Origin of the sequence: Microbacterium sp. lyk4-40-TSB-66, from assembly GCF_030209475.1 — a bacterium.
Classification (GTDB): domain Bacteria; phylum Actinomycetota; class Actinomycetes; order Actinomycetales; family Microbacteriaceae; genus Microbacterium.
In genome coordinates, this window is sequence record NZ_JARVRW010000008.1 from 73,200 (window position 1) to 92,566 (window position 19,367).

The following is a 19,367-nucleotide window of genomic DNA, read 5'->3' on the forward strand; positions in this document are numbered from 1 at the left end:
GCATCCCGCCCATCGAAAGCCGCACACCATGACCATGCGCACCCTCACACCCCCCGACACCGAGGTGATCGTCACCGGACGACCGGCCTCCCGCCGTACGCGGCAACTCCGGAAGGCCGGCGAGGCCTACGTCTTCCTCTCGCCGACCCTGATCCTGCTCTTCGTCCTCATGATCGTCCCGATCGTGATGGTGATCGGCTACTCGTTCCAGGACAACGTCATCCTGAACAAGAGCCCCGATCTCGTGGGCGTCGACAACTACGTGGCGATCCTCACCGACCCGGGCTTCTGGAAAGCCACGGGCAACACCCTCTTCTTCACCATCACCAGCGTCGCCGCCCACCTCGTGCTGGGCCTGTCGTTCGCGATGCTCCTGAACAGCACCCTGATCGGCGCCGTGCCCCGCGCGATCTTCCGCGGCCTGTACGTGCTGCCGTGGCTGTTCACCGTTGCCGTCATCGCGGTCCTCTGGCGGATGCTCCTCGCCCCCAACGGCATCGTGAACTTCCTGCTCAACACCGACATCGAGTGGCTCGCCTCGCCGCAGCTGGCTCTGGGGACCGTCACGTTCATCAACATCTGGGCCGGGTACCCCTTCTTCATGGTGAGCCTGCTCGCCGGCCTCCAGGGCATCCCGAGCGACCTGTACGAGGCCGCGACCGTCGACGGGGCCAGCCCCGCTCAGCGGTTCTGGAACGTCACCATCCCGCAGCTGCGCCCGATCATCGTCAGCCTCCTGCTGCTCGACCTGATCTGGACCTCGCAACAGTTCGCACTGATCTGGCTGACCACCGGCGGCGGTCCCATCGACGTCACCGAGATGCTCAGCACCTTCACCTACAAGCTCGCGTTCGCCCAGTACGACTTCTCGATGGCCTCCACCTCCGCGGTGCTGGTCCTGGCGATGTCGATGATCGTCGCGGTGCTCTACGTCCGCCACCAGAAGGCGAGGGACTGACATGGCCCTGACCACCACCGCGCGCCGAGGCGCTGCCACCCCCACGCGTCGGCGCGCGACCAGCACCGTCACGCGTCGCCGCCTCGCTCAGGCCGGGGTCCTCCTCGGCCTCCTGCTCGGCGCGGTCTTCGCGGCCGGCCCCGTGCTCTGGATGCTGTCGAGCTCGTTCAAGTCGAACACGCAGATCTTCGAGCTGCCGCCGCGACTGGTCACCGAGACCTTCTCGTTCGACGCCTACATCTCGATCTTCACCAACCCCGAGACCGTCCGCTTCTTCATCAACAGCTACGTCGTGGCGGGAGCGGTCACGATCCTGACCCTGCTGGTCGCGATCCAGGCGGCGTACGCGTTCAGCCGCTTCGAGTTCCGGGGCAAGCGCATAGTCAACGTCATCATCGTCAGCGTGCAGGCGGTGCCGCCGATCACCCTGCTCATCCCGTACTTCGGGCTGATGGTGGGTCTCGGGCTCTACAACACCTACCCGGGCCTCATCTTCACCTACATGGTGTTCACGCTGCCCTACGCGATCATCATGATGACCGGGTACTTCAACACCCTGCCCAAGGAGCTCGACGAAGCCGTCCGCGTCGACGGTGCGGGCTCCTTCACCGCCCTCTGGCGCGTGCTCGTGCCGATCTCGATCCCGGGGATCGTCTCGGTCGGCATCTACACGTTCATGATCGCGTGGAACGAGTTCCTGTTCGCGCTGACCCTCACGCGCACCATCGACATGCGCACCGTGCCCATCGGCATCCAGTTGCTCATGGGGCAGCACTCGTACGAGTGGAACCAGATCATGGCGATGAGCATCCTCGGCTCGATCCCGGTGCTGGTGCTCTTCCTCTTCTTCCAGCGCTTCTTCATCAGCGGCCTCACGGCCGGCTCGGTGAAGAGCTAAGCCACCCGAACCCCACCCAACAAGGAGAATCTCCGTGCTCTACACCGGCAAGTCCATCCTCGACGTGGCCAACGCCCACAGCTTCGCCATCCCGGCGTTCAACATCAGCGACTGGGCGATGTTCACCGGGATCATGGACATCAGCGAAGAGAAGTCCGCTCCGGTCATCATCGCCATCCACCCCGACGAGGTCTCGCACATCACCACCGACCTGATCCCCGCGATGCACGCCCGCGCGCACCGCTCGAGCGTGCCCGTGGCCATCCACTGGGACCACGGCGGAACGTACGACCAGATCATCACGGCGATCAAGGCCGGCTTCACCTCGGTGATGATCGACGCCTCGCTCGAGCCGTTCGAGCAGAACGTGGCGCTGACGCGCAAGGTCGTCGAGGCCGCGCACGCGGTCGGCGTGCAGGTCGAGGGCGAGCTCGGAACCATCGGCGCCAACGACAGCTACGGAGAGTCGGGGGCCGCCGAGATCATCTACACGAACGTGGATGACGCGGTGCGCTTCGTCGAGCAGACCGGCGTCGACAGCCTGGCCATCGCGATCGGCACCTCGCACGGGCTCTACCCGGCCGAGAAGAACCCGGAGCTGCGCCACGACCTGCTCGAGCAGATCAAGGCCGCTGTCGGCATCCCGCTCGTGCTGCACGGTGGATCGAGCAACCCCGACGCCGAGCTGTCGCGTGCCGTGTCGCTCGGCATCAACAAGATCAACATCTCGAGCGACATCAAGGTGGCCTATCACGACCGCATGCGCGAGGTGCTGGGCACCGACCGGCGCCTCCGCGAGCCCAACGCCATCCAGCCCGAGTGCATCGCCGCGATGAAGGTCACCGCGGCGGAGAAGATCGACCTGTTCGGCGCCGCCGGCAAGGCCGACCTGTACTAAGAGATCGGAGACCTGCGACATGGGGGGAGACCTCGTCCTCGGACTCGGCGGCACCGTCGACTACGAGATCGGATGGGATGCCGACGTGCTCTCGGCGCTCGCGCAGAGGTACGGCATCCGTCTCGACGAGCTGACCACCACGACGCCGGTCATCGACGAGCGCGCACTCGTCGTGACGGTGCTCGCCTTCCTCGCCACCGGCGGGGGAGGCGAGCGCTTCGTCCTCTCCAGCGACATCGTCGAACGCTTCGCGGCGCACTTCGACGTCGAGATCACCCTCGGAGGCACGGGCGTGCGCGCGGGCATCGCCCTCGACCGCATCGGCGTGCCCACGGTGCAGCACCTCGTGAGCATCGACGACAACGTGCGGCGCCTGCTCCCGGCGTCGATGCGCATCGTGTCGTCGGCGACGAGGGACACCCTCGATCCGCACCTCATCGTGCAGTACCCCGAGGGCACGACCGTCGCGTTGGCGGATGCCGCGGTGACCGCCCCGGCATCCAACCGCCTCATCTTCGCCAACGACGCCCCCAACCGCGAGATGGCGATCGCCCCCGACCTCGGCGGTGCGCTCGCGGGAGCGGCGGCCTTCCTCGTCTCGGGGTTCAACACGATGCAGGATGCCGCGCTGCTCGAGCATCGTCTGGACGACCTCGGCGCCGCGATGCGGCACCTCCCCGCCGATGCGCTCGTGTACTACGAGGACGCCGGGTTCTACCAGCGCGAGCTGTCGTCGCTCGTGCGCAGCCGCCTGCTCGATCGCATCGACGTCTACGGCATGAACGAGGACGAACTGCAGGAGTACCTCGGTCGTCCGGTCGACCTGCTCGCACCCGACGACGTCGTGGCCGCGCTCGCCGAGGTGCACGAGGTGATCCCCGCGAGGGCGCTCGTAGTGCACACGAAGTACTGGGCGATCGCCGTCGGTCCCGACTCGCCCCGACACCGCGCGGGTCTCGAGAGCGCGGTGCGCACGGCCGCCACCCGTTACCGCCTCGGTGACACCTGCACGGTGGACGACCTCGACGACACGGCGCGGCTGCCGCGGCACGCGGGCGGGACGGCCGTCGTCGCCGCGGCGGAGAGCAGGCGGGGGGCGACGGGCGTGCCCGCGTTCCTGGTCGACACCGCGCATCCCACGACCATCGGCCTGGGCGACACGTTCGTCGGCGGCTTCCTCGCCGCGGTCCCCGCGGCCGCGCGTCTCGCGACGGCCGCGGCCCTGGAGCGCGCTCTCGACGCGGCGTCGCCCGTGCGCTGACCGGTGACCGGGGGTACGCCGCGACCGGGTCACGGCGTCGCGGTGTCGGCATCCGGATCGGAGAACGGCCCGCACGCGGCGATGACGCGGCGAAGACTCACCGCAGCCTCCCACGCGTCGAGCGGCTCCTCGTGCGCCTCGAGGGCGCGGAGTCCGTCGGTGTAGCCGGTGAGGGCCTGCTCCGCCGCGCGCAGCTGCTCCGCGGTGCCCTCGGGCTCGGGCGGCGTCACGACGAGCTGCGACACGGCCTCCACGGCGTCGGCGAGGGCGCGCCGCGCGTCGGCGGGGAGGCGCGTGTCGACGTCAGGGGCGGCGGTGAGACGCGTGAGAGCCGCGGACAGCTCCCGGGTGGCGTCGGCCGTTCCGGTGAGCGCGTCGAGGCGTCGACGGTTGAGGTCGCGCGGCATCCGCAGGCGGCGGCCGCGCGGGTTGTATCGGCGGCTCTCGTCCGCGAGGTCGACTTCTTCCCGCACCTCCGCCAGCGTGCCCATCAGCCCGGCGGTCGCGGCATCGGCGGTGGCGGGATCGAAGGCGCGGCCGGCGAGCGAGTCCGCGATGCGGTGGAGGGCGCGACCGAGATCGTCGCGCAGCAGCGAGAGGCGGTCCCGGGCGCGTTCGACACGCAGCGGCGGTACCACCATGAGGTTCACGATCACGCCCACGAGTACGCCGAAGCCCATCGTGATGAGGTACGACGACGAGTAGCCGTCGGGGTCGGCACCGCCCAGCAGGAGCACGAAGAGGGCGGCGATGGCGACCCAGTCGCGCCCGACCCCCAGGGCGCGCACGCCCGCCAGCAGAACGCCCAGAAGGATGACGATGGCCACGGCGACGATGCGCGGCAGGCCCAGCCCGACCACCGAGAGGCTCGCGAGGCCCAGGCCGATCCCGAGCGCCAAGCCGACCACCGCCTGCAGTCCGCTCGAGGCGGAGCGCGCGACGGTGGGGTACATGCTCACCAGAACGCCGAGCGGGGCGTAGTACGAGTACTCGCTCTGGGCCAGGGGGACGAACGGGGCGAGGTACCAGGCGAGGGCGGCGGCCGCGGCGGTCTTCGCGGCCAGCACGAGCCGGTCGGCGGTCATCGCATCGGCCCACCACCGGCGGGGATCGAGGGCGGCGGGAAGCCTCATGGGCGCGGAGCACGGGGACGAGTGGACACCCTCCCATGCTGTGCGAGCGGATCCGCGACGTCGCGGGGGTTGCCGACCCGGAGCCCTCGGGTTAGCCCTCAGCGCGTGGGGCGGTACGCGTTCCACAGCACGCGCGCATGTCGGGCCTTGGCGCGTTGCACGCCGTGCTCGTCCTTGCGCGCGGCGCTGACCCACTCCGCCAACCGGCTGGCCATCGCCCCGAGCACCATGCGGATGTCGGCGTGAGCGGCGGGCGGGACCGCGGCGTCGGCCGCCGGCATCCGCCCCTTCGGTGCGAGCTCGTCGCGCACGTGCCGCATCGTGAGCCGGGCGACGCCGACGGCGTGACTGTTGACGACGCAGTGTGCCGCGCCCTCGATCTCCCACCGTCGGGCCGCGTGGGCGCGGGCGACCAGACGCGAGTGGAGGCGGCGGGGGGAGGGGCGGTCGAACTCCCCCCGGATGAGCAGCACGGTGGCACGGCCCTCCCCGATGCGTTCCGAGATCCGGTACCGCAGCATGTGCGGGAGCGTCTCGAAGAAATAGAGGAACCCGCACAGGAGGTAGGCCGACACCGCCAGGAGGGCGATGTGCATCGACTCGCGCACGGTGGACTGCACGAAGCGCACGGCCTGTAGCAGCGCGGTCGACTCGGTCTCGTCGACCACGGGGCTCACGAGGACGGCGTGCGTCAGATGGCGGCGTCGCGCCAAGACCTCGGTGACGACCTGCGTGCCCATCGAGTGACCGATCAGCACCGGCTCGGCGAGACCGTAGTGATCGAGGACGCCCTCCACCTGATCGGCGAAGAACCGCGCGGTGGGATGCTCGCCGGATGCCGGGACCCCACCGAATCCGGGAAGGTCCAGCGCGTACACCTCGCCCTCCTCGGCCAGCAGGGGCGCGAGGTACTCGAAGTACGACGAGGCGACCCCGATGCCGGCGACGAGCACGAACGATCGGCCCGTGTCGGTCCCCGTCGACACCCGCGTCACCCGCGTCCGCGCGTCACCTCGGCGGTACGTGTCGACCCGAACGTCGGCGGGGCGGGAGTCATCGGCCATCCGACCAGGATGCCGTACCCGCCTGAGCGCTCTGTCAATCCCGGGCCCGGCGCCGCTGATCGCACCTAGCCTCGGGTCATGAGCGATTCCTCCCGTGAAGAAGAGACCCTGGGCGCCGTCCGCGAGGGTGACAACCCCGCCGAGAAGGACCCCTCCGACTGGGTCACCGGCGACGAGCCGATGACCGCTCCCCAGCGCAGCTACCTCGACACCCTCGCGCGTGAAGCCGGCGAAGAGATCCCCGCCGACCTCACGAAGGCCGAGGCCTCCGAGCAGATCGACCGTCTGCAGAACGAGACCGGTCGCGCGACCGAATAGAACCGTCGCACGAGCGCCCCGCACCCCTCACGGAGTGTGGGGCGCTTCGTCGTGGGGGCACATCTCGCCCATGTCCTCGGTCTCGCCACGGGCGATGTCGTCGAGGAAGTCGGCGACGATGCGGCGCTCCTCGGGTCCGAGACGCTCGGCCGCGGCGACGGCGGACGCACGCCGGACGGCGAGGATGCGGCGCGCGGGAGAGCCGGCGTCGATGGTCTCGCGCACGACGATGGAGCGCCGATCGCCGGGGTAGGGCTCTCGCGTCACCCATCCCGCGTCGGCGAGTCGGTCGATCAGAGCCGTCGTGGCCGCCGACGAGATGCCCAGCATGGCGGCGAGCATGCGGGGGGTGACGGGTTCGGCGTCGTCGACGCGCTGCAGGAGGAAGCGCAGCACCTTCGCGTCATTGGGCCCGATGCCCAGGGACTGCAGTGCTGCGCGCTCGGAGGCGATTCCCGAATCGGTGAGGTCGTTGAGCGCCTTCACCACGTCGTCCGCCGTCGCGGGATCTCGCATCTCGCCTCCTCAGATGTTTCGATGGGTTAGTGTCTTCGGCGCCGATCAACTAGGCAACCGCCCTAATCGAATGGTACCCGCCCGTCAGATGCGTGGGCAGGGGGCTGGACGAGCGGGGCTGTCATAAGATGCCCAGGTGGAAAACGGGTCGGAGACGTCGCGCTACTGGTACGGCGCGAGCGAAGAGGATCGCCGTCGGCGTGCCGTCGACGTGCTCCAGGCCTTCCGTGTGTACCGGGCCGCCGAGGTGGCGATGAGGCGACGCACCCGCGATTCGATGTCGATGGGCGAGAACGAACTGCTGGTCCTGCGGTACCTGTTGCGGGCGGCGGGTCAGGAGCGACAGGTCTCACCGAGTGAGCTGACGCGCTACCTGGGGGTGTCGACGGCATCCACCACCGCGATCGTCGACCGCCTCGAGAAGTCGGGCCACGTGGTGCGGGTGCCGCACCCCACCGACCGTCGCAGCATCTTCATCGTCGCGACGGCCGTAAGCGACGAAGAGGTGCGCGCCACCCTCGGATCCATGCACTCGCGCATGATGGCGGCCGTCGTCGACATGAGCCCGGAAGACAGCGCGGCCGTCATCGCCTGCCTCGGTCGGCTTCAGGATGCCGTCGACCAGGTCGACCCGCACCCGGTCGAGGCCGATCTCGCGCAGTGACCTCGCCTTCGATGATGAGTCGGCGTGCGAGAAGGTCGCCTAGCTACTCGTCCCCGGAGTATTAGGCCGCGGCGGTGCACCGTGAAACCATCGACGTATGGACGAACGCGCTGTCGAGACGATCTCGCCCGCGCGCCCGGGTGAGATCGTCGCCGTCGTCGACGGCACGCCGGTGGTGTCGTTCCGCGAGGTGGTCGCGCGCCTGCGCGCGGAGTACCCCCACGAAGACCCCGTACACATCGAAGGCGTCGTCCTGCGCGAATGGGACGCCTTCTCGGCGGGTCGCCCGCTCGTCGTGCCGACCGCCGTCGAAGACGGAGCCCGCGAGATCCTCGATCAACCGCGCGTCTGACTCACGCCCCGGGGTGCGGGGGCTCGTCGACGAGGAGCAGTCCCCCCGACGAGTTGGCCGAGTTCGCCAGCGCCTCGATCCACGAGCGGCTCAGGAGCGCCGGCTCGGGCTCGTCGAAGACGAAGCGCAGCGGAATGGAGGGGTGCAGCCACACCGTGCTGCGTCCCACCTCCTGGTCGGGCCCGTGCGTCCACGACAGGGTGAAGCTCTCCCCACGACGCAGCTTGGTGGCGATGACGACCTTGACGTGCGCCAACGCACGGTCGTCTATCTCGATCGGCGTCGCGGCGTCTCCGTAGTAAAGGGTTCCCACATGAGCACGTTAGTCGCGCCGCGCGACGGAGGCTCGAGGGCTTGATTCGGGTGAGCCGGCATGGCATCCCCGAAAGCGGATGACGCTCTGCGTTCCTCGACTAGGCTCGTCGGCATGGGCAGATTCATCTACGACACCGTGGCCAATGCGGTCGACATCGATGACCGCACGCTGGCGCACCTGCGCATCGTCGTGATGAACAAACTGCGCCGCTCGGAGTCGTTCATGTTCGACGTCGAGGTCGGCGACGGCAGCGGGCGTCGTAGCTTCTGGATGCACCCCTCGGTACCCATCCAGTTCCACTTCTACGGCAGCCGGCAGCCGCGCATCAACCGCGTCTGGGTCGAAGACCTCATGCTCGCGGCCTCCGGTCCGAACGGCCTCGCGATCACACCCGAACCCAGCGAAGACGCGCACGTCGAAGAAGGCTGAGCCCTCCTCGACGCGAAGACGCGCCGCCCTGAGCGCGGAACTCAGGCCGTGCCGGAGTGCTCGGCGGGGCTCATGTCTTCGGGGACGAGCATGATGCCGCCCGAGGAGTTGGCCGAGTCGGCCAGACGCTCGATCCATTCGCGGCTCAGGGTCGCGGGCTCGGCCTCGTCGAAGACGAAGCGCAGGGGGATCGCGGGGTGCAGCCACAGCGTGCTGCGTCCACGTTCTTCGTCGTCGCGGTGACGCCAGGAGAGCGTGAAGCTCTCTCCGCGGCGCAGCTTGGTCGAGATCACGACTTTGAGGTGGGCGAGAGCACGGTCCTCGATGTGGACGACCGTGCCGCTTCCGCCGTAGTGAATGGTCCCCATGCCGCCACGATACGCCAGAGTGCGGGGGAAGTACGTGCCGGATCGCGCGGTGTCAAGACCACCCGGGAGCGCGCGGCCGACCTGCGAGAGTGAAGGAACGCACGGAAGGAGACCGCCGTGACACACCCCCCGATCCCTCGGCATTCCGAGCCCGCGGACGACCCCGACCTGCCGGAGGTCTTCCGCAGCCTGATCGGCATCGACGTCATCGACGGCGAGTTGGTCCCGCGAGCGTCGGAGCCACCGCAAAGGTGAGGCTCCCAGCGGCCTCGTAGTCATCGTCGGTACCGTCGTGTCCATGTCGGATGCGCTGGACGATCAGCAGATCACCGTCTCCGGTGCGGCGTTGCGGGCGATGCGCGACGAGTTCCAACGCTTCCTGATGGAGTACCGGTTCGGCCTCGCCGAGGTCGAGACGAAAATCTCGATCCTGCGCGAAGAGTTCCAGGAGATGCACGCGTACAACCCGATCGAGCACGTCTCGAGCAGGGTGAAGTCGCCCGACAGCCTCGTCGACAAGGTGCGGCGCAAGGGCACCGAGGCCGACTTCGACTCGATCCGTTCCGCGATCACCGACATCGCCGGCATCCGCATCACCTGCAGTTTCGTCGACGACGCCTATCGTCTGTCCGACCTGCTCACGCGGCAGGACGACATCACGGTGCGCGACGTGAAGGACTACATCGCCCAGCCGAAGGCGAACGGGTACAAGAGCCTGCACGTGATCGTCGAGGTTCCCGTGTACCTGTCTACGGGGCGCGTCGACGTGCCCGTCGAGGTGCAGTTCCGCACGATCGCGATGGACTTCTGGGCCAGCCTCGAGCATAAGATCTACTACAAGTACGACCGTCTCGTGCCGGGGGAACTGCTCGCCGAATTGAAGAACGCCGCCGACACGGCATCGGAGCTCGACGCGCGCATGGAGCGGCTCCACCGCGAGATCCGCGGCCCGCGCCCGGGCATCGTCTCGCTCTGAGGGCGTGGCGGGCGGTGGTCACGCCCCTCCCGGGTGGCGACAATAGGGGGATGAGCGACGACGACGCACGCCTCGACGAGGTCGCCGCCGATCTGCTCGCCCTGCCGCCCGCGCGCTTCACCGCGGCACGAAACGAGCTCGCCGCCGAGATCGGCGGAGGTGTCGGCCGGCGCATCGCGAAGCTGCGCAAGCCCACCGTCGCCGCCTGGGCCGTCAATCTGCTCGTGCGCGACGGGCAGCTGGGCGAGGCGGTCGAGTTGTCGCGCGCGCTGCACGAGGCGCAGGACGACCGGGACGCCGCCGAGCTCGCGCGGCTCGGACGTCAGCGTCGGCAGCTGGTGGCGGCACTCGCCCGGCGCGCGGGGGAGCTCGCCTCCGATGCGGGCACACCGCTGAGTGCGGCGATGGCGGATGCCGTCGAGAAGAGCGTGAACGCCGCGATCGTCGATGAGACGGCCGCCGCCGCGATTCTGACCGGCCGGCTCGTGGCCGCCATCGACCTGGCCGCCCTCGAGGGCGACGCCCTCGGCCAGGCGGTCGCCGGCTCGCTTCCCGACGCCCTGCCGACGCCTCCACCGCGCGACGACCTCGCCGCACGTCGTGCGCGCAAAGCCGCCGAGCGAGCGGTCCGCGAGGCGGAACGGGCGCACGCCGACGCCGAGCGCGAGCGTGGTTCCACCGAGAAGAAGCTGGTCGCGGCGCGGGAGAAGGCCGACCGTGCGCACGAGCGCGTCGACGCCCTCCGCGCCGACCTCGCGCGCGCCGAGAAGGACGCCGCCGACGCCGACGAGGAGGTGGAGGGCCGGGAGGGCGAGCACGAGGATGCCTCCGACGCGGTGCGCACGGCCCGTCGTGCCGTCGAGCGTGCCGAGGCCGAGCGGGACGCCGAGGTGCAGCGAGACGAGGGGGATCGGGCATGACCGACGGGTCGATGGAGGAGCTGCTCGCCGCCGCTCGGTCGCGCCTCGACGACGCGCCGCGCGAACGGCTCGGCGAGCTGCAGGAAGGACGCCGGCTGCTCGGCATCCCCCGCGCGGCCCGTATCGTCCCGCGGGGGACGGCGTGGCACCTGGGCGTGCTCCTGCTGACCGACGACGGCGTGCTGGCCACCGGAGACATCGTGCGTTCGCACGCCGAGGTGCGCCGCGGTTTCGCGGCCGAGTCGCAGCGGCGCCGCGCGGAGCTGTCGGCGGCGGCGGCACGCGGAGGCGTCCCCGAGGGCGAGACCGTGCACATCGATTGGCACACGATCGATCCGGCCCGCCTCGATGCGGGATCGAGCCCGGTGGCCGTGCGCGGGGGAGAGGCTCTCGTGAGATGGAGTGCGGCAGGCGGCTACATGCCCCTCGCCCGTTACCTCGACGAACGGATCGAGCTGCTGCGGCACCCCCCGGAGCGCGCGTAGGCATCCGCGCGCATAGTCGGGACGGGGGGACCTGTCAACAGCGCTGACTGCGGTCAGAGCCGGAAACCACGCTGGTCTATCGTGAGCGACGTGCAGCAGGTATGGCCAGGATCCAGTTATCCCCTCGGGGCCACTTACGACGGTAATGGGACGAACTTCGCCCTGTTCAGCGAGGGAGCAGAGAAGGTCGAACTGTGCCTGTTCGACGAGGACGGGACCGAGACGTGCGTCGAACTCATCGACGTCGACGCATTCGTCTGGCACGCCTACCTCCCCAACGTGCAGCCGGGTCAGCGCTACGGCTATCGGGTGCACGGGGAGTACGACCCGGCGAACGGCAAGCGCTTCAATGCCCGCAAACTCCTCCTCGACCCGTACGCGAAGGCCGTCGAGGGTCAGGTCGACTGGGGACAGCCCGTCTTCAGCTACGAGTTCGGCGATCCCGACTCGTTCAACGACGAGGACTCCGCCCCCCACATGATGAAGGGCGTGGTCGTGAACCCGTTCTTCGACTGGTCGGGCGACCGTCAGCCGAAGACCCCGTACGCCGAGAGCTTCATCTACGAGGCGCACGTCAAGGGCCTCACCCAGCTACACCCCGACGTGCCCGAAGAGCTGCGCGGCAGTTACGCCGGCATCGCTCATCCGGCCGTCATCGACCACCTCAAGAAGCTCGGCGTGACCGCCATCGAGCTCATGCCGGTGCACCAGTTCGTCAACGACTCGACCCTCATCGAGAAGGGGCTGTCGAACTACTGGGGCTACAACACGATCGCGTTCCTCGCCCCGCAGAACACCTACTCCTCGACCGGTGGTCACGGTCAGCAGGTGCAGGAGTTCAAGGCGATGGTCAAGGCTCTGCACGCGGCCGGTATCGAGGTCATCCTCGACGTGGTCTACAACCACACCGCCGAGGGCAACCACATGGGCCCGACCCTGTCGATGCGCGGCATCGACAACGAGGCCTACTACCGCCTCGAAGACGACGACAAGCGCTACTACACCGACTACACCGGCACCGGCAACAGCATGAACGTGGGCAATCCCCACACGCTGCAGCTGATCATGGACTCGCTCCGCTACTGGGTGCTCGAGATGCACGTCGACGGTTTCCGCTTCGACCTCGCGTCGACCCTGGCCCGCGAGTTCTACGAGGTCGACAAGCTCGCGACCTTCTTCGAGCTCGTGCAGCAGGACCCGGTGGTCTCGCAGGTGAAGCTCATCGCCGAGCCGTGGGACGTCGGCCCCGGCGGTTACCAGGTCGGCAACTTCCCGCCCCAGTGGACCGAGTGGAACGGCAAGTACCGCGACACCGTCCGCGACTTCTGGCGCGGCGAGCCGCAGGCCCTCGCGGAGTTCGCGTCGCGCCTCACGGGCTCGGCCGACCTCTACGAGCACTCGGGCCGCTTCCCTGTGGCATCCATCAACTTCGTCACCGCCCACGACGGTTTCACGCTGCGCGACCTCGTGTCGTACAACGAGAAGCACAACGACGCCAACGGCGAAGACAACAACGACGGCGAATCGCACAACCGCTCCAGCAACATGGGCGTCGAGGGTCCCACCGACGACCCCGAGGTGCTCACGCGCCGCGCGCAGCAGCAGCGCAACTTCATCGCGACGCTGCTGCTCAGCCAGGGCGTGCCGATGCTGCTGCACGGCGACGAGCTCGGCCGCACGCAGGGCGGCAACAACAACGGCTACGCGCAGGACAACGAGATCACGTGGGTGGACTGGTCGAGCATCGACCACCCGCTCATCGAGTTCACCGCCGCCCTCGCGCGACTCCGCAAGCAGCACCCGACCTTCCGCCGCAGCCGGTTCTTCGACGGCCGCCCCGTGAAGATGGAGGAGGGGGCGCCGATCCCCGACGTGGTGTGGCTGCGTCCCGACGGTTCGCTCATGCAGCCCGAGGACTGGGACAGCGGCTTCGGCCGGGCCGTGGGCGTCTTCCTGAACGGACAGGGCATCCGCGAGCGCGACCGCCGCGGTGAGTCGATCAGCGACGACCATTTCCTCGTGCTGTTCAACGCCGGCGACGAGCCGGTCGATTTCCAGCTCCCGGCCTTCGAGTACGCCCCCAAGTGGGACGCGTACGTCGACACCGCGGGTGAGCGGGCGAACACCGAGCCCCTCGATCCGGGGGAGACCCTGCCGATCGAGCCGAAGTCGCTCATCGTGCTGCGCGAGCACCACCTGCCCGAGCCCGAGGTCGACCACTCCGTCGCCGCCTCCCTCACGGCGCAGATCCAGGTGATCGGCGCCGACGACCTCCCGGGGCAAGCGCCCAAGCCGGAGCTGTGACCGAGATGCGGCATCCGCTCTCGACCTACCGCCTGCAGATCCGCGAATCATTCACCCTCGACCAGGCCGCCGAGGTCACGGACTACCTCCGTGACCTCGGGGTCTCGTGGGCGTACCTTTCGCCGATCCTCGAGGCCACTCCGGGCTCGGACCACGGCTACGACGTCGTCGACGTCACGCGGGTGGATCCGGCCCGGGGCGGCGCCCTCGGCCTGGAGCGCTTCGCGGCCGCCGCGCGCGCCGAGGGACTCGGCATCCTGATCGACATCGTGCCCAACCACATGGGCGTGTCGGAACCGCGCACGAACGCGTGGTGGTGGGACGTGCTGCGCCAGGGGCGCGCCTCGGCGCACGCGACCGCGTTCGACATCGACTGGGAGTTCGGCGGCGGCAAGGTGCGCGTACCGGTGCTCGGCGACCACCTCGACGCCGTCATCGACGAGATCTCGTACGATCCGACCCCGGCCGACGACGCCCCCGACGGGCTGATCCGGTACTACGACCACGTCTTCCCGGTCGCACCGGAAACGGGGACGGATGCCGCGGCCTCGGGCTCGCGTGACGCCGTCGAGGCTCTGCTCGACGCGCAGAACTTCGAACTGCGCTTCTGGCAGGACGAGGCGGCGGATCTGAACTACCGCCGGTTCTTCGCCGTGACCACCCTCGCGGGTGTGCGCGTCGAACTGCCGGAGGTCTTCGAGGCCACTCACGCCGAGATCCTGCGATGGGTGCGCGAGGGACTCGCCGACGGCCTGCGGGTCGATCACCCCGACGGTCTCGTCGACCCGGGTGGATACCTCGACCGGCTCGCCGCCGCGCTGACCGCGGCGAGCGGCTCCGAGGTGGGCTACGTGCTGGGGGAGAAGATCCTCGAGCACGGCGAAGCCCTTCCCTCGTGGTGGAAGACCGCCGGCACCACCGGCTACGACGCACTGGCCGAGATCGACCGCGTGCTGACCGATCCCGCGGGTGAGGCGGCGCTCGACGCGCTCGACGCGCGACTGCGCGTCGACAGCGATCTGCCGGCCCTGACCGGCTGGCACGACCTGATCCACGACACCAAGCGCAAGATCGCCGACTCCATCCAGGTGTCGGAGATCCGCCGGATCGTGCGGGGCCTTCCTGCACCGCTGCGCGACGAGTTCGAGGCCGACGTGCTGCAGGACGCGCTCGCCGAGATCCTCGCGTGCTTCCCCGTCTACCGCTCCTACCTCCCCGCCGGTCGCGCGCACCTGGACGCCGCCGCGGGCGAGGCCGAGGTGCGTCGTCCCGAGCTCGGCGACGTCATCGAGAAGCTCGTGCCGGCGCTGGTCGACACCGACCTCGAGATCGCCTGGCGCTTCCAGCAGACGACCGGACCCGTGATGGCGAAGGGCGTCGAGGACACGGCGTTCTACCGCTACACGCGTCTGGGCTCGCTCACCGAGGTGGGCGGCGACCCGGGGCAGTTCGCGCTCGACGTGGCCGGCTTCCACGCCGCGCAAGCCGCCCGGCACGCATCATGGCCGCTCGCGATGACGACCCTGTCGACCCACGACACCAAGCGCGGGGAGGACACGCGCGCCCGCATCGCGGTGCTCGCCGAGATGCCCGAGCGGTGGGCGGCGCGCCTGGAGCAGTTCCAGGGCATCGCCTCGACCGGTCACGGTCCCTTCGACGCGCTGCTGTGGCAGGCGATCGTCGGGGCGTGGCCCGCGTCGGCATCCACTCCCGAGGGACTGAAGGTGTACCGCGAGCGCCTGCACGCCTACGCCGAGAAGGCCGCACGGGAGGCGAGCGAGGTCACCGGCTGGTGGGAGCAGGACGAAGCGTTCGAGGAGCGCATGCACGCGGTCGTCGATGCCGCGACCGGCCCCGCCGCCGAGCGGGTCCGCGCGTTCGTCGACGAAATCTCGGCCGCGGGCTGGTCGAACGGCCTGTCGGCGAAACTGCTGCAGATCCTCGGCGCCGGCGTTCCCGACGTCTACCAGGGCTCGGAACTGTGGGAGCAGTCGCTCGTCGACCCCGACAACCGCCGCGCTGTCGACTTCGCCGAGCGGCGCCGACTGCTCGCCGAGATCGACGGGACGGATGCCGTGCACCCGCCCGTCGACGCGACCGGCGCCGCGAAGCTGCTCGTGACCTCGCGCGCGCTGCGCGTGCGCCGCGACCACCCCCTCGACGTCTATCGGGCGCTCGAGGCGGCGGGCGTGGCATCCGATCACGTGGTCGCCTTCGACCGCGGCGGAGTGTCGGCCGTGGCGACGCGTCTGCCGTGGGGTCTCGCCGAGCGCGGCGGGTGGCGCGACACCGTGCTGCTGCTGCCCGAGACGCCGGTCACCGACGTCTTCACCGGTCGCACGTACCCGGGCGGTCCGACCGCCCTGTCGGACCTGCTGGCGACGTACCCCGTCGCCCTGCTGGTCTCGTAACCCCGCCCTCGCGTGAGTCGTCAGGATTCGTCGCCTCACGCGCCTCCCAAGCGACAATTCCTGGCAACTCACGGGAAAGGAAGAACCCACATGAGCATCGACGTCTGGGCACCCAAGGCGAAGCGGGTGCGGCTGCGCCGACTCGACGACAGCGGTGACACGGTCATCGAGGACGTCGAGATGACGGCAGGTGCTGCAGGGTGGTGGACGGCCGCCGTCGACCTCGCCGACGGAGAAGGCTACGGCTTCGTGCTGGGCGAAGGCGACGACCTGCGCCCCGACCCGCGCTCGCGGCGACAGCCCGGCGGCGTGCACGAGGCGTCGGCGTGGTTCGACCCGTCGGTGTACGCGTGGAACGACGCGGGCTGGACGGGCAAGCAGCTCGCGGGCGGACTGATCTACGAGTTGCACCTGGGCACCTTCACCCCCGAGGGGACCCTGGATGCCGCGGTCGGCCGTCTCGACCACCTCGTCGACCTCGGCGTGACCCACGTCGAACTGCTGCCGGTGAACGGCTTCAACGGCACGTGGAACTGGGGATACGACGGCGTGCTCTGGTACACAGTGCACGAGGCCTACGGCGGACCGGAGGCTTACCAGCGGTTCGTCGATGCGGCGCACGCGGCGGGCCTCGCCGTCATCCAGGACGTCGTCTACAACCACCTCGGCCCCTCGGGGAACTACCTGCCCGAGTTCGGCGAGTACCTGCGCGAGGGCAGCCGCAACACGTGGGGCGATTCGGTCAACCTCGACGAAGACGCCGTGCGCGCCTACATCGTCGAGAACGCTCTCATGTGGATGAGCGACTACCACGTCGACGGCCTACGCCTGGATGCCGTGCACGCGCTGCTCGATCACCGCGACCCGCACGTGCTGCAGGAGATCGCCGAGCGCACCGACGCCCTGTCGGCGCACCGCGGCATCCCGCTGACGACCATCGCCGAGAGCGACATGAACGACCCGAAGCTCATCTTGCCGCGCGAGGCCGGTGGCTACGGCTTGACCGCCCAGTGGTCGGACGACTGGCACCACACCGCCCACGTGGCGCTCACCGGCGAGACCATCGGCTACTACGAGGACTTCGCCGACATCGAGGCGTACCGCAAGGTCAGCGAGGGCGGTTTCTACCACGACGGCACGTACTCGAGCTTCCGGGAAGAGAAGCACGGCAAGCCCATCCCGACCGACGTGCCCAACTGGCGCCTGGTGACCTTCGCGCAGGACCACGATCAGATCGGCAACCGCGCCGCCGGCGACCGGCTCTCCCAGTCGCTCGGCTACGACCGGCTCGCGGCGGCCGCCGTCCTGACGCTCACCGCGCCGGGGACGCCGATGCTGTTCATGGGCGAGGAGTGGGGCGCGACCACGCCGTGGCAGTTCTTCACCTCGCACCCCGAGCCCGAGCTCGGCAAAGCCACCGCCGAGGGGCGCATCGCCGAGTTCGAGAAGATGGGCTGGGACGAATCGACCGTCCCCGACCCGCAGGACCCCTCGACGTTCGAGAACTCCAAGCTGGACTGGGACGAGGTGGGCGAGGGCGATCACGCTCAGCTGCTCGGGCTCTACCGCGAACTCGCGAAGCTCCGTCGCGAGCGCCCCGAGCTCACCGACCCCTCCCGCGAGGGCCTGTCGGCCGAGGCCCACGAGGCCCGCGGCGGACGCGTCTACGAGCTGCGCCGCCGCGACCTCGTCGTGGTCGTCAATCTGTCGGATGCCGAGGCCACGGCATCCGTCGTCTCCGGCGCCCGGGTGCTGCTGGCCACGGCGGAGGGTGTCGTGCTCGACGCCACATCGGTGACGGTGCCCGCGGGAGCGAGCGCGATCGTCGGTCCGGCTCTCTGACACGTTCTCGACGGCCCCGTCCCCTCGGGGGCGGGGCCGTCTGCCGTGCGGGCGAGGCGCGGGCTCCGGGTGCTCAGGCTTCGGCGATGATGAGGGGGGGGGCGGGTCCGCCGACGCGTCCGGCTCAGTCGTTCAGCGAGATGCGACCCATCGCGGCCTGGATCGCCACCGCCGCAGCTCCCCGCGCCCAGGCCGAGAAACCCGAGCGGTCGGGGTGGATCGCGACGGCGGATGCCGAGCCCGCACGTCCCCGCGAGAGGGCTGCATCCACCCGCTCGCGAACGAGATCGAACGCCTCCACACCTTCGCCGGCCAGGACGATGTCGGACTGCAGGGACAGGTTTGCGGCGAGGGCGAAGAGGGTGCCGAGGGCGTCGCCCGCGGCGTCCATCACCGCCGTCGCGGCCGGGTCGCGATCGCGGGCGAGGTTCATCACCTCGTCGTACGTGACGTCACGCGCGAGGGCCGCCGACACCTGAGCCGAGATGGCGGACGTGGTCAGCAGAGCGGCGGCGCATCCCCGGTGCCCCAAGGGGCAGGTGGGGCCGTCCGCACGGAGGGGGAGGTGGCCCACGGTGCCGACGCCGGCGTCGGGTGTGCGGACGGTGCGCCCGTCGATGACGAGGCCGAAGCCGACGCCGGCGCCGACGGTGACGATCGCGAAGCCCGGGAGGTCGCGACCCACGCCGAACCAGCGCTCCGCCTCGGCCAGGGCGACGACGTCGTTCTCGAGAGTGATCGGGATGCCGAGACGTGCCGCGAGTGCGTCGGCGAGGGGCACTTCCTGCCAGCCGAGGAAGGGGGCGTCGACCGCGACTCCGGCCCAGACGTGGCCGCCGAGGCTCACGCCGACACCGCGGAGGTCATCTCTGCCGAGAGCGGTGACGGCCCTTGCGACGTCGTCGATGACGGCCCGTGGTTCGGTGGAGGCGAGTGATCGATCGGTGCGATCGCGGACCTCCGCCCGGATGTCGGTGGCGACGAGGTGGAGATGGTCGCTCGTGAGTTTGACACCCACGAACGTCCCCGCCGAGGGCGAGACGTCGAGCGGCCGCGAGGGGCGCCCGACCGAGCCGTCGGTCTCGTCGTCGCGTTCGATCAGGATGCCGGCGTCCACCAGCGGGCGCGTCAGCCGAGTGAGACTCGGCGGAGACAGATGGAGGCGCGCCGCGAGCGCGCGGCGCGAGAGGGGGCCGTGGATGACGACGGCGCGGGCGACGGCGGCTTCGCTCTCGGTGAGCATCGCACCTCCCT

General features: G+C 69.8%; 21 protein-coding genes. 15 read left to right on the top strand and 6 right to left on the bottom strand.

Features of this window, described 5'->3' with window-relative positions; all coding sequences use genetic code 11:
- Positions 1 to 28 precede the first annotated feature (28 nt).
- The 4 genes from QRO03_RS12095 to QRO03_RS12110 are packed head-to-tail and all read left to right on the top strand — an operon-like array spanning position 29 to position 4,015.
- Positions 29 to 958: a carbohydrate ABC transporter permease gene (locus QRO03_RS12095; protein ID WP_285137748.1), complete on the top strand. Its 930-nt coding sequence runs from the start codon at positions 29 to 31 to the stop codon at positions 956 to 958.
- A gap of 1 nt (position 959) precedes the next feature.
- A complete protein-coding gene (locus QRO03_RS12100; RefSeq protein ID WP_285137749.1) occupies positions 960 to 1,856 on the top strand; it encodes a carbohydrate ABC transporter permease in 897 nt (298 codons plus the stop codon).
- Between the two features lie 34 nt (positions 1,857 to 1,890).
- On the top strand, positions 1,891 to 2,754 hold the full coding sequence (locus QRO03_RS12105; RefSeq protein ID WP_285137750.1) for a ketose-bisphosphate aldolase: 864 nt from the start codon (positions 1,891 to 1,893) through the stop codon (positions 2,752 to 2,754).
- A 19-nt stretch (positions 2,755 to 2,773) separates the two neighbouring features.
- Entirely contained in the window at positions 2,774 to 4,015 is a 1,242-nt protein-coding gene (locus tag QRO03_RS12110; protein ID WP_285137751.1) for an ADP-dependent glucokinase/phosphofructokinase, read from the top strand.
- A gap of 29 nt (positions 4,016 to 4,044) precedes the next feature.
- Here the strand turns inward: QRO03_RS12110 and QRO03_RS12115 are convergent, their stop codons facing one another.
- Both QRO03_RS12115 and QRO03_RS12120 read right to left on the bottom strand, forming a co-directional pair.
- Positions 4,045 to 5,148, bottom strand: coding sequence for an FUSC family protein (locus tag QRO03_RS12115; protein WP_285137752.1), 1,104 nt, complete (start codon positions 5,146 to 5,148; stop codon positions 4,045 to 4,047).
- A 98-nt stretch (positions 5,149 to 5,246) separates the two neighbouring features.
- A complete protein-coding gene (locus QRO03_RS12120) occupies positions 5,247 to 6,212 on the bottom strand; it encodes an alpha/beta fold hydrolase (protein ID WP_285137753.1) in 966 nt (321 codons plus the stop codon).
- Between the two features lie 78 nt (positions 6,213 to 6,290).
- On the opposite strand from QRO03_RS12120, the gene QRO03_RS12125 reads away from it, so the two are divergent.
- Positions 6,291 to 6,530, top strand: coding sequence for a DUF3072 domain-containing protein (locus QRO03_RS12125; RefSeq protein WP_285137754.1), 240 nt, complete (start codon positions 6,291 to 6,293; stop codon positions 6,528 to 6,530).
- A gap of 27 nt (positions 6,531 to 6,557) precedes the next feature.
- Here the strand turns inward: QRO03_RS12125 and QRO03_RS12130 are convergent, their stop codons facing one another.
- Complete coding sequence (locus QRO03_RS12130; RefSeq protein WP_285137755.1) at positions 6,558 to 7,046, bottom strand: MarR family winged helix-turn-helix transcriptional regulator; 489 nt, start codon at positions 7,044 to 7,046, stop codon at positions 6,558 to 6,560.
- Between the two features lie 136 nt (positions 7,047 to 7,182).
- Here QRO03_RS12130 and QRO03_RS12135 point away from each other — a divergent pair, with 136 nt between their 5' ends.
- Positions 7,183 to 7,710 carry a MarR family winged helix-turn-helix transcriptional regulator gene (locus QRO03_RS12135; RefSeq protein WP_285137756.1) on the top strand — a complete coding sequence of 176 codons (528 nt, stop codon included), beginning with the start codon at positions 7,183 to 7,185 and terminating at the stop codon, positions 7,708 to 7,710.
- Between the two features lie 97 nt (positions 7,711 to 7,807).
- Entirely contained in the window at positions 7,808 to 8,062 is a 255-nt protein-coding gene (locus QRO03_RS12140) for a three-helix bundle dimerization domain-containing protein (RefSeq protein WP_285137757.1), read from the top strand.
- A gap of 1 nt (position 8,063) precedes the next feature.
- On the opposite strand, the gene QRO03_RS12145 is transcribed toward QRO03_RS12140, so the two are convergent.
- Positions 8,064 to 8,375, bottom strand: coding sequence for a DUF7882 family protein (locus QRO03_RS12145; RefSeq protein WP_285137758.1), 312 nt, complete (start codon positions 8,373 to 8,375; stop codon positions 8,064 to 8,066).
- A gap of 114 nt (positions 8,376 to 8,489) precedes the next feature.
- On the opposite strand from QRO03_RS12145, the gene QRO03_RS12150 reads away from it, so the two are divergent.
- Positions 8,490 to 8,807 (top strand): DUF7882 family protein, encoded by a 318-nt coding sequence (locus QRO03_RS12150; protein WP_055959437.1) that lies wholly within the window; start codon positions 8,490 to 8,492, stop codon positions 8,805 to 8,807.
- Positions 8,808 to 8,848: 41 nt separating this feature from the next.
- On the opposite strand, the gene QRO03_RS12155 is transcribed toward QRO03_RS12150, so the two are convergent.
- Entirely contained in the window at positions 8,849 to 9,175 is a 327-nt protein-coding gene (locus QRO03_RS12155) for a DUF7882 family protein (RefSeq protein WP_285137759.1), read from the bottom strand.
- Positions 9,176 to 9,292: 117 nt separating this feature from the next.
- Here QRO03_RS12155 and QRO03_RS12160 point away from each other — a divergent pair, with 117 nt between their 5' ends.
- The 7 genes from QRO03_RS12160 to treZ all read left to right on the top strand — a co-directional run bounded on the left by QRO03_RS12160 (position 9,293) and on the right by treZ (position 18,113).
- A complete protein-coding gene (locus tag QRO03_RS12160; protein ID WP_183418583.1) occupies positions 9,293 to 9,430 on the top strand; it encodes a hypothetical protein in 138 nt (45 codons plus the stop codon).
- A 43-nt stretch (positions 9,431 to 9,473) separates the two neighbouring features.
- Positions 9,474 to 10,151 carry a GTP pyrophosphokinase gene (locus QRO03_RS12165; RefSeq protein ID WP_285137760.1) on the top strand — a complete coding sequence of 226 codons (678 nt, stop codon included), beginning with the start codon at positions 9,474 to 9,476 and terminating at the stop codon, positions 10,149 to 10,151.
- Positions 10,152 to 10,201: 50 nt separating this feature from the next.
- A complete protein-coding gene (locus QRO03_RS12170) occupies positions 10,202 to 11,071 on the top strand; it encodes a transposase (protein ID WP_285137761.1) in 870 nt (289 codons plus the stop codon).
- The gene (locus QRO03_RS12175) at positions 11,068 to 11,556 is read left to right on the top strand and encodes a glutaminase (protein ID WP_285137762.1); all 489 of its coding nucleotides are present in this window, start codon (positions 11,068 to 11,070) and stop codon (positions 11,554 to 11,556) included. Before QRO03_RS12170 ends, QRO03_RS12175 begins: the two co-directional genes overlap by 4 nt.
- Positions 11,557 to 11,637: 81 nt before the next feature.
- Positions 11,638 to 13,860 carry a glycogen debranching protein GlgX gene (gene glgX, locus QRO03_RS12180; protein WP_285137763.1) on the top strand — a complete coding sequence of 741 codons (2,223 nt, stop codon included), beginning with the start codon at positions 11,638 to 11,640 and terminating at the stop codon, positions 13,858 to 13,860.
- 5 nt (positions 13,861 to 13,865) lie between these two features.
- A complete protein-coding gene (treY, locus tag QRO03_RS12185; protein ID WP_285137800.1) occupies positions 13,866 to 16,271 on the top strand; it encodes a malto-oligosyltrehalose synthase in 2,406 nt (801 codons plus the stop codon).
- A 90-nt stretch (positions 16,272 to 16,361) separates the two neighbouring features.
- Positions 16,362 to 18,113: a malto-oligosyltrehalose trehalohydrolase gene (gene treZ, locus QRO03_RS12190; RefSeq protein WP_285137764.1), complete on the top strand. Its 1,752-nt coding sequence runs from the start codon at positions 16,362 to 16,364 to the stop codon at positions 18,111 to 18,113.
- Positions 18,114 to 18,237: 124 nt separating this feature from the next.
- On the opposite strand, the gene QRO03_RS12195 is transcribed toward treZ, so the two are convergent.
- Positions 18,238 to 19,356, bottom strand: coding sequence for an ROK family transcriptional regulator (locus QRO03_RS12195; RefSeq protein ID WP_285137765.1), 1,119 nt, complete (start codon positions 19,354 to 19,356; stop codon positions 18,238 to 18,240).
- Positions 19,357 to 19,367: the final 11 nt, after the last annotated feature.

Bases quoted from the DNA above. Each gene is read 5' to 3' on its own strand.
- QRO03_RS12115 (WP_285137752.1), bottom strand. From the start codon at position 5,148: ATGAGGCTTCCCGCCGCCCTCGATCCCCGCCGGTGGTGGGCCGATGCG.
- QRO03_RS12100 (WP_285137749.1), top strand. From the start codon at position 960: ATGGCCCTGACCACCACCGCGCGCCGAGGCGCTGCCACCCCCACGCGT.
- QRO03_RS12150 (WP_055959437.1), top strand. From the start codon at position 8,490: ATGGGCAGATTCATCTACGACACCGTGGCCAATGCGGTCGACATCGAT.
- QRO03_RS12125 (WP_285137754.1), top strand. From the start codon at position 6,291: ATGAGCGATTCCTCCCGTGAAGAAGAGACCCTGGGCGCCGTCCGCGAG.
- QRO03_RS12165 (WP_285137760.1), top strand. From the start codon at position 9,474: ATGTCGGATGCGCTGGACGATCAGCAGATCACCGTCTCCGGTGCGGCG.
- QRO03_RS12140 (WP_285137757.1), top strand. From the start codon at position 7,808: ATGGACGAACGCGCTGTCGAGACGATCTCGCCCGCGCGCCCGGGTGAG.
- treZ (WP_285137764.1), top strand. From the start codon at position 16,362: ATGAGCATCGACGTCTGGGCACCCAAGGCGAAGCGGGTGCGGCTGCGC.
- QRO03_RS12170 (WP_285137761.1), top strand. From the start codon at position 10,202: ATGAGCGACGACGACGCACGCCTCGACGAGGTCGCCGCCGATCTGCTC.
- QRO03_RS12130 (WP_285137755.1), bottom strand. From the start codon at position 7,046: ATGCGAGATCCCGCGACGGCGGACGACGTGGTGAAGGCGCTCAACGAC.
- QRO03_RS12175 (WP_285137762.1), top strand. From the start codon at position 11,068: ATGACCGACGGGTCGATGGAGGAGCTGCTCGCCGCCGCTCGGTCGCGC.
- QRO03_RS12155 (WP_285137759.1), bottom strand. From the start codon at position 9,175: ATGGGGACCATTCACTACGGCGGAAGCGGCACGGTCGTCCACATCGAG.
- QRO03_RS12095 (WP_285137748.1), top strand. From the start codon at position 29: ATGACCATGCGCACCCTCACACCCCCCGACACCGAGGTGATCGTCACC.
- QRO03_RS12120 (WP_285137753.1), bottom strand. From the start codon at position 6,212: ATGGCCGATGACTCCCGCCCCGCCGACGTTCGGGTCGACACGTACCGC.
- QRO03_RS12195 (WP_285137765.1), bottom strand. From the start codon at position 19,356: ATGCTCACCGAGAGCGAAGCCGCCGTCGCCCGCGCCGTCGTCATCCAC.
- treY (WP_285137800.1), top strand. From the start codon at position 13,866: ATGCGGCATCCGCTCTCGACCTACCGCCTGCAGATCCGCGAATCATTC.
- QRO03_RS12110 (WP_285137751.1), top strand. From the start codon at position 2,774: ATGGGGGGAGACCTCGTCCTCGGACTCGGCGGCACCGTCGACTACGAG.